Genomic DNA, 15,128 nt, shown 5'->3' with positions numbered 1-15,128 from the left:
AGGCGCGGTGACCAAAGCCACCGCGCCCTCGTCTTTAGGCGGTTATGCCTGTGCGATCAGAACACGATCCGCGCACCGAAGCGGATCGCCCACAGCGAACCGTTGAGGTTAACCGCCTCGTTGGGTGCCTGGAAGGTGGTGCCCGACCGGTTGGAATACTGGTACTGCGTGCAAGGCGCGTTGCCGCAGGTCACGTTCACCAGCGTGCCCAGATACGGGAAGCCGACCTGGCGGATGGTGCCCCAATCCGAGTCGATCAGGTTGAGCACATTTTCCATGTCCATCGACAGTTCGATCTTGCCACCAAACACGAACGGCACTTCCTGACGGACCGCGAGATCGAGCTTGTTGAAGCGCGGGCTCTTGCCGATGTTCTTGGGTGCAATCGAGCCCTGGTGCTTGTTCAGCGGCGAGTTCTGAACGAAGTTTTGGAAGCCCGCAAAGTCGAAGCCCGGCGCATAGGTCACCAGCGGATCGGCGGTCGGCGACGATACGTTAGGCACGTACATGCTGTAACGCGTGTTGCTGCCGGTCACGCCGAAGACGCTCGAACGGTTGTTGCCCGAGGCTTGGTCTGCGAAGGTGTAGCTGTACCGCTGGCCCGAAAGGCTGTTGAAGAACAGCTCGAAGCGGGTGGTGTTGTCCCCGAACAGCTGCGCATCATAACCTGCCGTCAGACGGAAGGCATCGTCACGCTGGTAGTTCGACGTACCATAAGCTGCGAAGTTGGGATCAATCACCGCCGTGTTGGTGTAGTTCGAGAACGCCACCGACGAGGTGCCGGGGTTGGTGTCCTTGGCGCGCTGGTAGGTGTAGGCGCCCGCGAGGCGGAAGCCGTTGTTCCAGCGCTTGTCGAACCGGCCAACGATGTTCCAGCTGTAACCCTGGTCGGTATTTGTCAGCAGGATGTCGGTGTTGGTGGTCGTACCCTGACCAGGCAGCACGCTGTAGCGCGGGCGACCATCGGGCAAGGTACCGGTGACGACCGAACGCAGATCGGTCCACTCAAGACCATCCTTCACCCTCGACCAGACCACATCGGCACCAAAGTTCCAGTCGTCACCCAGGAAGCCCAGGTTGGCGATATAGTCGAAGCTGCCCGAAACGCGCCACTGCGAGGGCACCTTGAAGTTCGGGTCGAGTGCGTTGGTCGGCGATGCGGCGGTACCGGTGGTGCGGACCGCAGCAAGCAGTTCGGCCGGAACGCCCGTGCCGCCAGACACGCCGTTGAGCGTGGCCGCGCCAATGGCATTCTGCTGCGCCGCAGTAAGACCGCCCACACCGCTGATCGTGAAGGTATCGGCTGCACCGCCCACACCCGGAACACGACGCACCTGAACGCGGCCCAGCGTCGGACCAGGGTTCGAATAGCTGTTCGAAATCCAGACGTTCGGGCTGCCGCCACCAAACAGACCAGCCGAACCGCGCATGGTCAGGCGGTCGGTCGGCTTGTAGTTGAAGCCAAAGCGCGGCTGGAACAGCTGGCGACCATTCAGGCTTTCTGCGTTGGTAAAGCCGAAACGGTTGAAGAACGCATCGTTGACGAACGGACGGTCAGGCGTGTCGAACAGGTCCCAGCGGAAACCGGCGGTCACCACCAGCGTGTCGGATACGTCGATCGTATCCTGCATGCCGAAGGTCCAGCTGTTGTTTTCGAACAGCGCGGTCACGGTGTCGATTCCACCGCGCAGTGGCACAGCAATATCGAGTTCGTTGGCACGACGGTTCTGCAGATCGGCAACCGAGTCGAAATACCATGCACCCGAAACGCGCTGTGCGAACAGGTTGCGGATGTCCTGCGTGCGGCGCTCGGCGATCATCTTCACCGTATGGTTGGCGAGCTGCAGCGTCGCCTGGAACTCGATGTTCAGCGACTGCGATTCCAGTTCGTTGGCCTGACGGCTGATGTCCGGGCCGAAGGTCAACTGACGGCTGCCGGGCGTGCAGGCGAGCGCCGCCTGGACTGGGGTCTGCGTTCCGACCGGTCCGGGTGCTACCGGGTCAAGACAGGTGCGGAACTCGCCGAAGCTGGTGTCACCGAACGGCTGCTGCAGGCGGACATAGTCTGCATAGGAAACACGCAGCTGGGTCGAGAAACTGTCGGTCCACTGATCGTTCAACTGGAAAACGCCGAAGTGGTTCTCAGCACCCTGGTTGTAGTTGTTCGACTGCAGCGAGAAGTTCGGGTTGGTTGCATTGAGCGCGCCGATGGCAGTCTGGCCAGCGAGGATATTGCCCTTGTTATAGATATAGGTAACCGCAGCACGGTGACCGTCGGCAATGTTCCAGTCGATCTTGGCGACGACCTTGTCGTCCTTTTCAACCACCCCATCGGCCGCGCCGAGCGTATCGAAGTTATATACGCTGGTACCGATCTGCTGAATCTGCGAGATCTGGGCATCGGTGATGCCAAGTGCGGCCGGCGAAATCGCCGAAGGCACCGATTCGCGGGTCCGTTCATAGGTGACTGCGAAGAACAATTTGTCCTTGATGATCGGGCCGGTGATCTGCGCGGTGTAGATCTTCGATTCGAACGCGCCGGTGCGGGTCACGCCGCGCGCCTTGTCGCCGCGCAGCTTGTCGTCGCTGTAGTAGAAGCCGACGAGGCCGCCAAAGTCGTTCGTTCCCGACTTGAGCTGGGTGTTGATCGCACCGCCCTGGAAGAAGCCCTGCTGAATATCGACAGGAGCGACTTCGACCGAGAATTCACCGATCGCATCGAGCGGAACCGGACCACGGGTCGACACCAGGCCGCCGGCTTCGAGGCCGAAGGGATCGCCGAAGGCCACGCCATCGACGGTGAAGCGGTTGAAGCGGTTGTTCTGTCCTGCGATCGAGATCGCGCCGCCGTTGGTCGGGTCAAGGTTCACGCGCGGGTCGCGAGCGGCGAGGTTACGGATGTCGCGGTTGGCATTCGAGACGCCTGCGATATCGCGCGCGGTCAGAACCGTTCCTGCGCCCGAATCCAGCGTGCGGCCCGTACCGATCGACGATGCCGTCACGACGATGACGGCCTGTGACTGCAGCTCGATGGGAACGCGGAAAGGCTGGCCTGCCTGCAGGAAGATGTCGGTGACCGACGACTGTTCAAAGCCCGGAGCGTTCACTTCGATGGTGAACGGGCCGCCCAGACGCAGACCCGACGTGCTGAAAGAGCCTGTCGAATCGGTCACGGTCGAAGCGACGGTGCCCGAAGGGGTGTGGATCACCCGGACTTCTGCGCCAGCGAGAGGAGCACCGTCACCGGTGACGGTTCCGCGGACCGAAGAGCTGGTTTCCTGTGCATGCGCTGGAGCCGCCATGACGGTGGCCAGCGAGAGCGCCGCAGCGCTCGCTGCGAGATAATAGCGAATTTGCATGTGTCTTTCCCCAGTTTCTTGCTGCCCTGTCGACACCGGCAGCGATGAAAGCGCTCTCACAATCAAGAGATGAGCGGCGCACTAGTCGGCGCTAAGGACAGAAAAGCGAAAGCTATGTGAAGGATATGTGACATTTATAAGTCGCGATATGACACACTGCAGCATGCAGGCAGTGGCCCCACCTAAGCCTTGGAAAAACATGATTAAATGCTGTGTTGCAGCATTGCTCGCAGCCGGTGCGATCGCCGTGTGATGTCGCCATTCTGACGATTAGTTCGCAACTGCGGCATAAATGACACGCCTTGCGGCGGTGCTCCGGCATCAAGGTCGCCGATCCTGTACGCACCGGCCCGACTCGTGACGACACGCACAAAAAAGGGCGCAGGGGTTGAACCCTGCGCCCTTTTTAGATCATCGCCGCAACCAGTGCCGTCAGGCGGCGTCGCCGCCCGCGCCGACCTTTTCCTTGGCGGCAAACACCTGGATCGGGTCCTTGCGGCCCTCGACCACGTCCTTGTCGACGACGATCTCGGCCACGCCCTTCATCCCGGGCAGCTCGAACATCGTGTCGAGCAGCATCGCCTCGACGATCGAGCGCAGGCCGCGCGCGCCGGTCTTGCGCTCGATGGCCTTCTTGGCGATCGCCTCGAGCGCGTCCTCGGTGAAGCTCAGCTCGACGTCCTCGAGCTCGAACAATTTCTGATACTGCTTGATCAGCGCGTTCTTGGGTTCCTTGAGAATCTGGACCAATGCGGTGATGTCGAGGTCTTCCAGCGTCGCGATGACGGGCAGGCGGCCGACGAATTCGGGGATCAGGCCGAACTTGAGCAGATCCTCAGGCTCGGTCTTGGTCAGCATCTCGCCGGTCTTGCGTTCCTCGGGCGCGGCGACATGCGCGCCAAAGCCGATCGACTTGCCCTGCAGACGATCACCGATGATCTTTTCCAGACCCGCAAACGCCCCGCCGCAGATGAACAGGATGTTGGTGGTGTCGACCTGCAGGAACTCCTGCTGCGGATGCTTGCGACCGCCCTGCGGCGGCACGCTCGCGGTGGTGCCTTCCATCAGCTTGAGCAGCGCCTGCTGAACGCCCTCGCCCGACACGTCGCGGGTGATCGAGGGGTTTTCGGCCTTGCGGCTGATCTTGTCGATCTCGTCGATATAGACGATGCCGCGCTGCGCCTTCTCGACATTATAGTCCGATGCCTGGAGCAGCTTGAGGATGATGTTCTCGACATCCTCGCCGACATAGCCGGCCTCGGTCAGCGTCGTCGCATCGGCCATGGTGAACGGCACGTCGAAGGTCTTCGCCAGCGTCTGCGCGAGCAAAGTCTTGCCGCAGCCGGTGGGGCCGACCAGCAGGATGTTCGACTTGGCGAGTTCGACCTCGCCGCCGCCCTTGCCCGAATGGTTCAGGCGCTTGTAGTGATTGTGCACCGCAACCGACAGCACCCGCTTGGCGCGGTTCTGGCCGATGACGTAATCGTTGAGCACGTCGCAGATTTCCTGCGGGGTGGGCACGCCACCATCCTTCTTGCCGGCCAGGCCAGCCTTGGATTCCTCCCGGATGATGTCGTTGCACAACTCGACGCATTCATCGCAGATGAACACGGTGGGCCCAGCAATCAGCTTGCGCACTTCATGCTGCGATTTTCCGCAGAAAGAGCAGTACAGGGTGCTCTTCGAATCGGAACCGCTCAGCTTGGTCATAGCTCTTCCTTCTGTTCCGGCGCTTGCGTGCCCGGAACGTGACGTTTCAGCCTAGTGCCAAAAACGCAGAATTCAACACGCAACACCCACAATATAGAGGGCGTTGCGTGCCAACCTGTTGCCGCAAAGGCATATCGCCGCCCTGATATAGGTGGCAAAACCTGTTATTTCCCTGAATCATCCGCCGGAGTGGGCCGCTTTTCCATCACATGATCGACCAGGCCAAACTCCTTGGCCTCGTGCGCTTCAAGGAAGGTGTCGCGGTCCATCGCGCGCTCGATGTCTTCCAGCTTCTTGCCCGTGAACTGCACGTAAAGGTCGTTCATCCGCTTGCGAATGCGCAGAATCTCGCGCGCCTGGATCTCGATGTCCGACGCCATGCCGCGCGCGCCGCCCGAAGGCTGGTGCACCATGATCCGCGCGTTCGACAGCGCGGTGCGCATGCCGGGTTCACCCGCAGCGAGCAGGAAGCTGCCCATCGATGCGGCCTGGCCGATGCACACCGTCGCCACGCGGGGCCGGATGTACTGCATGGTATCGTAGATCGCCATGCCCGCCGTCACCACGCCGCCGGGCGAGTTGATGTACATCGAGATATCCTTCTTGGGATTCTCCGATTCGAGGAACAGCAGCTGCGCCACGATCAGCGAGGCCATGTTGTCCTCGACCTCGCCGGTGACGAACACGATACGCTCACGCAGCAGCCGCGAGAAAATGTCAAAGCTGCGCTCTCCGCGGTTCGACTGCTCGATGACAATCGGAACCAAAGCATCGCGGACGGTATCGTACATAAACGGGCCTTCTTTCTGCTCTTGTATATCAGCCGTCTAAATCGGCCTGTTTGTGCAAGAGTTCAAGCCCCGATGGCGGCGCGGTGCTGATTTGGCAGCGGGCCAGCCTTCTCCCTTGATGGGAGAAGGATACGCAGCCTTGCCGTGCCAAGCGCGGCTAGGCGCAGTTGGATGAGGGTGATGGGAAAACGCCAGCGTCGCTGACACCCTCACCCAGCTTCGACTAGGCAGCAAGCTGCCAAGTCTGCCCAACCCTCTCCCATCAAGGGAGAGGGTTGGGCAAAACGTGATGATCAGGCCTTCTTGGCGGCAGCCTTTTTCGGAGCGGCCTTCTTTGCAGTTGGCTTGGCTTCGGCAGTGTCCGCAGCAGGCTCTTCGGTCTTGGCAGCAGCCTTCTTGGCAGGCGCCTTCTTGGCGGGCTTTTCAGCCGCTTCCGGAGCAGCTTCAGCTTCAGGCGCAGCTTCGGCGTCCTTCTTCACCGCTGCCTTTTTGGGAGCGGCCTTCTTGGCCTTGGGCTTTTCGTCGTGCGCGTGGTCATGGTCATGATCGCAATCGGGGCCATGAACATGACCGCCGCTACCACCGACGGCGCCGTCTTCCTCAGCTTCGATCGCAGCTTCGAGCTCTTCGCGGGTCACGGTGCGCTCGGTGATCGTCGCCTTGTCGAACAGGAAATCGACGACCTTGTCTTCATACAGCGGCGCGCGCAGCTGGGCTGCGGCCATCGGGTCCTTCTGGATGTATTCGGCAAAGCGCTGGCGATCTTCCTGGCGATACTGCTGCGCGGCCTGCGCGACCAGCATGCTCATTTCCTGCTGCGAGACTTCCACGCCATTGGTCTGGCCGATCTCGGAAAGCAGCAGGCCAAGGCGCACGCGGCGCACGGCGATCGAGCGATATTCTTCGCGGTCCTTTTCCATCTCGGCCTTTGCGGCTTCGACGTCTTCTTCCTGCGATGCTTCCTGCTGAAGCTGGGCCCAGATCTGCTCGAACTCGGCTTCCACCATCGAGGGGGGAACCTCGAAATCATGAGCAGCTGCGAGCTGATCGAGCAGGCGGCGCTTCATATGGGTGCGGGTCAGGCCACCCAGCTCCTGCTCGAGCTGGCCCTTGATGAGACCGGTGAGCTGCTCGAGGCTTTCGAGGCCGAGCGACTTGGCGAAATCATCGTCAAGCTTGGTTTCGGCAGGCTTCTTTACTTCGCCGACGACGATGTCGAAGGTAGCGTCCTTGCCGGCCAGGTCCTTGGCGCCGTATTCGGCGGGGAAGGTGACCTTGATGACGGCTTCGTCATTGGCCTTCAGCCCGATGAGCTGGTCCTCGAAACCGGGGATCAGCTGGCCCGAACCGATGACGACGGCCATGCCTTCGCCCTTGCCGCCTTCGAACGGAACGCCATCAACCTTGCCTTCGAAGTCGATCAGGACCTGATCGCCTTCCTTGGCCTTGTAGCTCTTGGCGGCGGTTTCATAGCTCTTCTGGCCGTCGGCGATGCGCTGCAGCGCTTCGTTGACGGCTTCATCGCCGGGCTCGACGATCAGGCGCTCGAGCGTGATCGCATCGATCGCGGGAGCAGGAACCTGGGGCAGAACTTCGAGCGACATCGTCACTTGCGCATCGCTGCCCGCGGCGTAATCGTCGTTGAGATCGATCGAGGGCTGGATCGCGGGGCGCAGGCCGTTGTCGCGGATCGCCTTGTCGACGCTTTCCTGGATCGATGCGTTGAGGGCATCGGCATGGATCGATTCGCCGTGCATCTTGCGAATCAGATTGGCGGGCACCTTGCCGGGGCGGAAGCCGGGCATGCGCACCTGCGGCGCAATCTTTTTCACTTCGGCATCCACCCGCGCTTCCAGATCCTTGGCAGCGATGGTGATGGTATAGGCCCGCTTGAGGCCCTCGTTCAGCGTCTCGACAATCTGCATCGGCTTAAACTCTTGTCTTTCCATGTTTTGAAAGGGTAATCGATCCCTTGCCCGGCCATCGGAGCGATGGTGCGGTCGAAGGACCTAAAACCCCCACATCTTGCGATACCAGAACCCAAATCCAGCATATCGGTGACGGATCACCCAAAAGTCGATATGTTATCAACGCGTTCTGTTCGGCGGCGATCCACTTCTGTCCGGACACGCTCTGGTCACAAACGGACACGCCTAATCTTAAAATTGAGCCACATAGTCAACGCGGCCGCTCATGACCAGCCATGAAATGTCTGGCGGCAAAGTTTGAGCAGCGCGGCAGGGCGTCATGCGCAGCGCCTGGCTGGCAGTGCTCGGCAAAGACCCGAACGATTTGCTTGCTCGCCAAATCCTGGCCGCTATAGGCTGCACCCTTCGCGGCTATGGCGAAATTGGTAGACGCACTTGGTTTAGGTCCAAGCGGGAGACCGTGGGGGTTCGAGTCCCTCTAGCCGCACCACACCCCCTCGCATGCACGGACAAACGCGCACCCATCTGCCCGCCCTGGGCCGAGGCCGCCAAGGGCCGCCCGCCTATTGCGCCGTCCAGCCGCCATCGATCGGCAGCGCGATGCCGGTGATCTGGGCGGCAGCATCGCTGCACAGGAACGCTGCAAGCTCGCCGATCTGTTCGGGGGTGACGAACTGGCCCGAGGGCTGCTTGGCGCAGAGCAACTCATTGGATGCCGCCTCGACGCTGATGCCCTTGTCCTGCGCCATCGCCTCGATCTGCTTTTGCACCAGCGGGGTGTGCACCCAGCCCGGGCAGATGGTGTTGCAGGTGATGCCGGTGCCTGCGGTTTCCAGCGCGACCACCTTGCTGATGCCGACCACGCCATGCTTGGCGGCGACATAGGCGACCTTGTTGGCGCTGGCGACAAGGCCATGTGCCGATCCGATGTTGATGATCCGGCCGAAGCCCTTCTTGCGCATGTGCGGCATCGCAGCATGGATCGAGAAGAACGCGCTCGACAGGTTGATCGCGATGATCGCGTGCCATTTTTCGGGAGGAAAGTCCTCAACCGGGGCGGTGTGCTGGATGCCGGCGTTGTTGACCAGGATATCGACCGAACCGAAGCTGCTGACGCACAGATCGACCATCGCCGCGATCTCGTCGGGCTTGGACATGTCGGCGCTGCTGTAGACCGCACTTACGCCATAGTCCGCTTCCAGCCCGGCGCGCTCCTGCTCGATCGCATCGGCATCGCCGAAACCGTTGAGCACCAGATTGGCCCCCTTGGCGGCAAGCACCTTGGCGATGCCCAGACCGATCCCGCTGGTCGATCCGGTAACAATGGCGTTCAGTCCCTTGAGCATCGAAAAAACTCCCTTGTTGACGCGTGGCAGACATCAGGTGTCGGCACGACTCAATCCGCCAGCCCCGACGAGCATCAACCGCCAGCCAGCTCCAATGTTGCACATGCGAACGGAAAAAGACACCGGCGGATCCGGCCTGTGCCAGACCGAATACAGACCAGGCGATCAGGCGGTGAGCAACTCGGCCACAGTCTCGCTGGGACGGCACAGCCTGACCGCATCCTGGGTCACCACGATCGGACGGTTGATCAGGATGGGGTGCGCCATCATTGCATCGACGATCTGCGCGTCGGTGACGCCAGCGTCGTCGAGTCCAAGCTCCTTGACCAATGGTTCCTTGCTGCGCAGCAGCCCGCGGGCACCCTCCCCTGCGCGCGCGATCAGGCTTTCCAGCATGTCGCGCGACGGCGGGGTCTTGAGATATTCGATCACATCAGGCTCGTGCCCCGCCTCGCGGATGGCCGCGAGCACGTTGCGCGAGGTGCCGCAGCGGGGGTTGTGATAGACGGTGAACTGCATCGCCTGCCCCGCCCGAATCAGAACGGCACGTCGTCGTTGAGGTCGTCGTCGAAGCCGCCGCCGGTGCTGCCCCAGCCGCCGCCGGAACCGCCGCCCGATCCGCTGCCCGAGCCGCCACCTGAACCGCTGTCGTTGAAGCCGCGTCCGCCGCCCGAACCGCCACCGCTGCTGCGGCCACCGCCGCCGCCGTAATCACCGCCGCCGCCGCCCATTCCGCCGCCGCTAGGCTTGCCGTCGAGCATGGTCATCACCGCGCCGGGGCCCTGTAGCACGACTTCGGTGGTGTAGCGGTCGTTGCCGTCCTTGTCGGCCCATTTGCGGGTGCGCAGCTGGCCTTCGACATAGATCTTGGAGCCCTTGCGCAGGAAGCGTTCGGCAACGCCGACCAGGCCTTCGCCGAAGATCGCGACGGTGTGCCAGTCGGTGCGTTCCTGCTTTTCGCCGGTGTTGCGATCCTTCCACGATTCGGTGGTGGCCAGCCGCAGATTGGCGACCTTGCCGCCGTTCTGGAAGCTGCGCACTTCCGGGTCGGCGCCCAGATTGCCGATCAGAATGACCTTGTTGACGCTGCCCGACATAGCTTTCCCCGAAAAATAATGAATGGATGGACGAAGGCGCGGCGCGCGGTGGCGCTGGCCAGAAATCGAAGAGCGTTTATAGCCCGATTGCGGTCGCGGTCCAGAAGGTAATGCCCGCTGCAACCCATGCCAGTGCGAACAGATAGGTCAGCATGAAGATCGGCCATTTCCAGCCGTTGGTCTCGCGCCTGGTCACCGCGATCGTCGATATGCACTGCGGCGCGAACACGAACCAGGCGAGGAACGCCAGCGCAGTGGGCAGCGACCAGCGCCCCGCCAAACGCTCGCCCAGCGCCAGTGCCTCGGTCTCCTCGTCGGGCGCATCGATCGCATAGGTGGTCGCCAGCGCCGACACCGCGACCTCGCGCGCCGCCATCGCCGGGATCAGCGCGAGTGCAATATCGCGGCTGAACCCGATCGGCGCGACGACCGGCTCGAGCACGCCTGCGATCCGCCCGGCGGCGGAATAATCGAGCTGGCTCATGCCGCTGCCTTCGGGCGCCTGCGGATAAGTGAGGAGCAGCCACAGGCCGATGGTCACCGCAAAGATGATCGTGCCTGCGCGGCGAAGAAACAACGCGGCGCGCTGCCACAGCCCCAGCGCCAGATCGGTGATCCGAGGCAATTGGTATTTGGGCATTTCCATCAGGAAGCCGCTCGCGCCGCCCTTGGCGACGGTCGAGCGCAGCACCAGGGCTACGACCATCGCGCCGATGATGCCGAAGACATAGAGGCCGAACAGCACGAGCCCCTGCATGCCGATGCCGGGGCCGACGGCGGTGGACGGAATGAAGGCGGCGATGATCACGGTGTAGACCGGCAGCCGCGCCGAACAGGTCATCAGCGGCGCGATCAGGATCGTGGTCAGCCGATCCTTCTCGTCCGAGATGCTGCGGGTCGCCATGATGCCGGGAATCGCGCAGGCGAATGACGACAGCAAAGGAATGAACGAGCGACCCGACAGGCCGACACCTGCCATCATCCGGTCCATGATGAACGCCGCGCGCGCCATGTATCCGGTCGCCTCCATCAGCAGGATGAAGAAGAACAGGATGATGATCTGCGGCAGGAAGACGACCACCGAGCCGACGCCGGCGATGACGCCATCGACGATCATCGATCGGAAGAAGCCTTCCGGGATCGTCGCGCTGGCAAGGTCGCTCAGCGCCGCTGCCGCAGCTTCGAGCCCATCGGCAAAAGGCGTGGCCCAGCTGAACACCGCCTGGAAGATGACGAACAGCAATCCGAACAGGATGATCGGCCCGGCAAAGGGGTGGAGCAGCACACCATCGGCGCGATCGGTCCAGCGGCGGCTGTCGGTCTGCGAAACGATGGCGCTGTTGGCGATATGCTCCGCCCGCCGACGACGCGCGCGCATGTCGGGCTCGCCCAAGGGCGCATGCGGTGCCTGCTTGGCAAGGATCACCGCATCGAGCGCGGCGGCAAGCTCGGTCAGCCCTTTGCGCCGCACCGCGACGGTGGGGATCACCGGCACGCCCAGATCCGCCGCCAGCCGCGCCGCATCGAGCGTCAGCCCGTCGCGTTCGGCAAGATCGACCATGTTGAGCGCCACCACCGTGGGCAGGCCCAGTGCCAGCAGTTCGAGCGCGAACACCAGATGCTGATCGAGATTGGCAGAATCGAGCACGATGATCAGCGCCTCGGGCTGGCGCTCGCCCGCCTGGCACCCCATCACCACGTCGCGGGTGACCGCCTCGTCGGGGCTGGTTGGATCGAGGCTGTAGCTGCCGGGCAGATCGATCAGTTCACCGGGACGGCCATCGGCAAAGGTGAAACGGCCCGACTTGCGTTCGACGGTGACACCGGGATAATTCGCGATCTTCTGGCGCGCGCCGGTCAACGCATTGAACAGCGCGCTTTTGCCGGCATTGGGGTTGCCGACCAGTGCGATCAGCGGCTGGTGGCGGGTCATTCGGCGGCTTCCGGCAGGGCTGCGGGCCCAAATCCTGGCTCGCGCAAGGTGATCGCGCGGGCGTGGACACGGCGGATCGCCACCGTCATCCGGCCGATGCTGAGCGCGATCGGATCGCGCCCGAAAAAGATTCCGCGATGCGAAATGCTTACCGTCGCGCCTTCATCGACTCCCAGCGCACGCAGCCTTTTACCCTCGTCCTGGGGCAATACGCTCCAGTCGATCGCGGCAATTTCCGCGCGCTGGCCGGTGGGGAGCTGGTCAAGAAGCATGATGGTGTTGCGAACCGCTATCAATATCCGTCTGGCTGCGCCAGTTAATTCTTGTGCCGCGCGGACAACGTCGCGCACTTGGCGCGGCTGACCGACTGGGGTACGCCCTCGCTCATGGGGAACAGCACCGCAACGCCGGACGCGATCATCATCGGGGGTGGGCACAATGGCCTGACCTGCGCCTTCTATCTCGCACGGGCGGGCATGAAGGTGCGCATTCTCGAGGCGCGCGCCATTATCGGCGGCGCGGCGGTGACGCAGGAGTTTCACCCCGGCTTTCGCAATTCGGTGGCCAGCTACACCGTCAGCCTGCTGCAGCCCAAGGTGATCACCGACATGGGGCTGGTCGCGCGCGGCTACCGCGTGATCGAGCGCCCGGTATCGAACTTCCTGCCGCTGCCCGGTGGCGATCACCTTCTGCTCGGCGGCGGGCTGGAGCGGACGCAGGCTGAGTTCGCGCGCTTCTCGCAGGCCGATGCCGAGGCGCTCCCGCATTACTACGCGATGCTCGATCGGGTCGCCGATGTGCTGCGCGACCTTGCGCTGCGCCCGCCACCCAATATCGGCGGGGGCGTGGCGGGGCTGGTCGAGGCGCTGACCACCGGGCGGCTGCTCGCCCGGCTGCCGCGCGAGGTGCAGCGCGATATGCTCGACCTGTTCACCAAGTCCGCGCGCGAATTCCTGGCACCCTGGTTCAAGAGCGATCCGGTGCAGGCGGCGTTCGGCTTCGACGCGGTCGTCGGCAATTACGCCAGCCCCGATACGCCCGGCTCGGCCTATGTGCTGCTGCATCACGTTTTCGGCGAGGTCAACGGCAACAAAGGAAGCTGGGGGCATGTCATCGGCGGCATGGGCAGCATCACGCGGATGATGGCCCAAGCCTGCGCCGAGCAGGGCGTCGAGATCAGCCTGAACGCGCCGGTGGATCAGGTGCTGGTCGAGAACGGGCGCGCCACCGGGGTGCGGCTGGCGAGCGGCGAGGAGCTGCGCGCTGCGCGGATCATCGCCAATGTCGGACCGAAGCTGCTTTACGGGCAGATGGTGCCGCGCGACGCGCTTCCGCAAGATTTCGCGCGGCGGATCGATGGCTACGTTTGCGGGTCGGGCAGCTTCCGGATGAATGTCGCGCTCGACCGACTACCGGATTTTTCCGCGCTTCCAGGGGATGGCGAGCATCTGCGCGCGGGCATCGTGATCGCGCCCAGCCTCAACTATATGGACCGCGCGTTCAACGACGCCAAGGCGCACGGCTGGTCGCGCGAACCGATCGTCGAGATGCTGATCCCCTCGATCGTCGATGACAGCCTGGCGCCGCCCGGGCAGCATGTCGCCAGCCTGTTCTGCCAGCAGTTCGATCCCGCGCTCGAATGGACGCCCGAGCAGGAAGCAGCAGCGGCGGATACGATCATCGATACGGTCGAAGCGCACGCGCCGGGTTTCCGCGCGTCGATCCTCGGACGGCAGGTGCTCAGCCCAAGGGGACTTGAGCGCACCTTCGGCCTGATCGGCGGCGACATCTTCCATGGCCGGATGAGCCTCGACCAGCTCTGGGCGGCGCGCCCGGTGCTGGGCCATGCCGATTATCGCGGGCCATTGCAGGGGCTATACATGTGCGGATCGGGCACCCACCCCGGCGGCGGCGTCACCGGCGCGCCGGGGCACAATGCGGCCAGGGTGGTGCTGTCGGACAAGAGGTGGCGGCGGGGATAGTCCTGACCGCCCTTTCTCCTGCCGACCGTTTTCCGGCGAAAGCCGGAGCCCAGGAGCGAGATTGCATTGCAATCGCCCTGGATTCCGGCTTTCGCCGGAAAACGGGTTCGGAACGCTTCAGGTCAGTCCGACGCCGCCAGCCGCGCAGCCGACGCCAGCTTGATGAACGCCCACACCTCGGCATCGAAGCCGGGATCGGCCTGTACCGGCCAATTGGGCATGTCATCGTACATCTTCATCGTGCCAGTCCACATCGCAGGGCTGGCGACATCGGTGAACGGCTTGAGCAGGTCGAACCAGCGCGCGACGAAGCCCGCCGCCGCCTCGCTTGCCGGGTCCATCGGCAGCGCGGCCTTGATCTCGTTGCCCAGATCCTTCCACTGCGCGGCATAGGCCTCGTTATCGAAACCGGGCGTCATCTCGCCCATCTTCTCGGCCCATTCGGCCTGCTCTTCCGGCGTGAAATAGCGGTCGGTCACCGCTTTCCATTGGTCTTGTGACATCGTGGTCGTGTCCTGTTGTTCGGTTCGGATCAGCGAGCAGAAGGTCTCGGCATCGATGGGCTCGCCGCGATCGATGCGTGACTTGACGGAAACGAGCAGCGCCTGCGCCTCGGATATGCGCCGCGCCTGCGTTTCGAGATGGTCGAGCTGGGCGGTGATCAGACCATGCAAGTCGATCTTCCGGTTGGCGGTCAGCCGCTGGATCTGCGCCAGCGTCAGCCCCGCCTTCTTGAGCGACAGGATCAGGTTCAGCCGCTCGAGCGCCGCCGCATCATAATGCCGCCGCCCCGACGCGGTCCGCAACGGCTCCACCAGCCCCCGCGCCTCGTAAAAGCGCAGCGCGCGCGCGGTGAGACCGGTGCGCCGGGTCACGGCAGCAATGTCGAGCGAATCAGCCATCAGCGGCTTATGCCACTTGACGCAGCGTCAGCTTCAAGCGGAATTTTTCGGACCTCTCCCCTCCCGCTTGCGGGAGGGGT

The 15,128-nt window shown here is 63.2% G+C and carries 11 protein-coding genes and 1 tRNA gene; 2 read left to right on the top strand and 10 right to left on the bottom strand.

The window, feature by feature from the left end; genetic code table 11:
- Nucleotides 1–56: 56 nt before the first annotated feature.
- From ACK4R0_RS09470 to tig, 4 genes are all read right to left on the bottom strand, one after another.
- Nucleotides 57–3,359 carry a carboxypeptidase regulatory-like domain-containing protein gene (locus tag ACK4R0_RS09470; RefSeq protein WP_409673578.1) on the bottom strand — a complete coding sequence of 1,101 codons (3,303 nt, stop codon included), beginning with the start codon at nt 3,357–3,359 and terminating at the stop codon, nt 57–59.
- Nucleotides 3,360–3,791: 432 nt separating this feature from the next.
- Entirely contained in the window at nt 3,792–5,069 is a 1,278-nt protein-coding gene (clpX, locus tag ACK4R0_RS09465) for an ATP-dependent Clp protease ATP-binding subunit ClpX (protein ID WP_409673577.1), read from the bottom strand.
- A gap of 164 nt (nt 5,070–5,233) precedes the next feature.
- Complete coding sequence (gene clpP / locus ACK4R0_RS09460; protein ID WP_409673575.1) at nt 5,234–5,860, bottom strand: ATP-dependent Clp endopeptidase proteolytic subunit ClpP; 627 nt, start codon at nt 5,858–5,860, stop codon at nt 5,234–5,236.
- A gap of 293 nt (nt 5,861–6,153) precedes the next feature.
- Nucleotides 6,154–7,785 carry a trigger factor gene (gene tig, locus ACK4R0_RS09455; protein ID WP_409673573.1) on the bottom strand — a complete coding sequence of 544 codons (1,632 nt, stop codon included), beginning with the start codon at nt 7,783–7,785 and terminating at the stop codon, nt 6,154–6,156.
- Nucleotides 7,786–8,195: 410 nt separating this feature from the next.
- Here tig and ACK4R0_RS09450 point away from each other — a divergent pair.
- Nucleotides 8,196–8,278 (top strand) — tRNA-Leu (locus tag ACK4R0_RS09450).
- Nucleotides 8,279–8,351: 73 nt separating this feature from the next.
- Here ACK4R0_RS09450 and ACK4R0_RS09445 read toward each other — a convergent pair.
- The 5 genes from ACK4R0_RS09445 to ACK4R0_RS09425 form a co-directional block, all read right to left on the bottom strand.
- On the bottom strand, nt 8,352–9,134 hold the full coding sequence (locus tag ACK4R0_RS09445; RefSeq protein ID WP_409673571.1) for a 3-hydroxybutyrate dehydrogenase: 783 nt from the start codon (nt 9,132–9,134) through the stop codon (nt 8,352–8,354).
- A gap of 165 nt (nt 9,135–9,299) precedes the next feature.
- Nucleotides 9,300–9,653, bottom strand: coding sequence for an arsenate reductase (glutaredoxin) (gene arsC, locus ACK4R0_RS09440; protein ID WP_409673569.1), 354 nt, complete (start codon nt 9,651–9,653; stop codon nt 9,300–9,302).
- Nucleotides 9,654–9,670: 17 nt separating this feature from the next.
- Complete coding sequence (gene ssb / locus ACK4R0_RS09435; RefSeq protein WP_409673568.1) at nt 9,671–10,231, bottom strand: single-stranded DNA-binding protein; 561 nt, start codon at nt 10,229–10,231, stop codon at nt 9,671–9,673.
- Nucleotides 10,232–10,307: 76 nt separating this feature from the next.
- Nucleotides 10,308–12,164, bottom strand: a complete 1,857-nt coding sequence (locus tag ACK4R0_RS09430) for a ferrous iron transporter B (RefSeq protein WP_409673566.1) — start codon at nt 12,162–12,164, stop codon at nt 10,308–10,310.
- The gene (locus tag ACK4R0_RS09425) at nt 12,161–12,436 is read right to left on the bottom strand and encodes a ferrous iron transport protein A (protein ID WP_409673564.1); all 276 of its coding nucleotides are present in this window, start codon (nt 12,434–12,436) and stop codon (nt 12,161–12,163) included. The genes ACK4R0_RS09430 and ACK4R0_RS09425 overlap by 4 nt, the downstream gene beginning before the upstream one ends.
- Nucleotides 12,437–12,550: 114 nt before the next feature.
- Between ACK4R0_RS09425 and ACK4R0_RS09420 the strand changes: the two genes are divergently transcribed.
- Nucleotides 12,551–14,146 carry a phytoene desaturase family protein gene (locus ACK4R0_RS09420; RefSeq protein WP_409673563.1) on the top strand — a complete coding sequence of 532 codons (1,596 nt, stop codon included), beginning with the start codon at nt 12,551–12,553 and terminating at the stop codon, nt 14,144–14,146.
- Between the two features lie 122 nt (nt 14,147–14,268).
- Here the strand turns inward: ACK4R0_RS09420 and ACK4R0_RS09415 are convergent, their stop codons facing one another.
- Nucleotides 14,269–15,048, bottom strand: coding sequence for a MerR family transcriptional regulator (locus ACK4R0_RS09415; protein WP_409673561.1), 780 nt, complete (start codon nt 15,046–15,048; stop codon nt 14,269–14,271).
- Nucleotides 15,049–15,128 lie beyond the last annotated feature (80 nt).

Origin of the sequence: Blastomonas sp. (assembly GCF_046294995.1) — a bacterium.
Classification (GTDB): Bacteria; Pseudomonadota; Alphaproteobacteria; order Sphingomonadales; family Sphingomonadaceae; genus Blastomonas.
The sequence above is the reverse complement of the archived record's forward strand: the minus strand, read 5'-3'. Positions and strand labels throughout refer to the sequence as shown.

Excerpts from the sequence above, each read along its gene's own strand:
- ACK4R0_RS09470 (WP_409673578.1), bottom strand. The coding sequence starts at position 3,359 with ATGCAAATTCGCTATTATCTCGCAGCGAGCGCTGCGGCGCTCTCGCTG.
- clpX (WP_409673577.1), bottom strand. The coding sequence starts at position 5,069 with ATGACCAAGCTGAGCGGTTCCGATTCGAAGAGCACCCTGTACTGCTCT.
- clpP (WP_409673575.1), bottom strand. The coding sequence starts at position 5,860 with ATGTACGATACCGTCCGCGATGCTTTGGTTCCGATTGTCATCGAGCAG.
- tig (WP_409673573.1), bottom strand. The coding sequence starts at position 7,785 with ATGCAGATTGTCGAGACGCTGAACGAGGGCCTCAAGCGGGCCTATACC.
- ACK4R0_RS09445 (WP_409673571.1), bottom strand. The coding sequence starts at position 9,134 with ATGCTCAAGGGACTGAACGCCATTGTTACCGGATCGACCAGCGGGATC.
- arsC (WP_409673569.1), bottom strand. The coding sequence starts at position 9,653 with ATGCAGTTCACCGTCTATCACAACCCCCGCTGCGGCACCTCGCGCAAC.
- ssb (WP_409673568.1), bottom strand. The coding sequence starts at position 10,231 with ATGTCGGGCAGCGTCAACAAGGTCATTCTGATCGGCAATCTGGGCGCC.
- ACK4R0_RS09430 (WP_409673566.1), bottom strand. The coding sequence starts at position 12,164 with ATGACCCGCCACCAGCCGCTGATCGCACTGGTCGGCAACCCCAATGCC.
- ACK4R0_RS09425 (WP_409673564.1), bottom strand. The coding sequence starts at position 12,436 with ATGCTTCTTGACCAGCTCCCCACCGGCCAGCGCGCGGAAATTGCCGCG.
- ACK4R0_RS09420 (WP_409673563.1), top strand. The coding sequence starts at position 12,551 with ATGGGGAACAGCACCGCAACGCCGGACGCGATCATCATCGGGGGTGGG.
- ACK4R0_RS09415 (WP_409673561.1), bottom strand. The coding sequence starts at position 15,048 with ATGGCTGATTCGCTCGACATTGCTGCCGTGACCCGGCGCACCGGTCTC.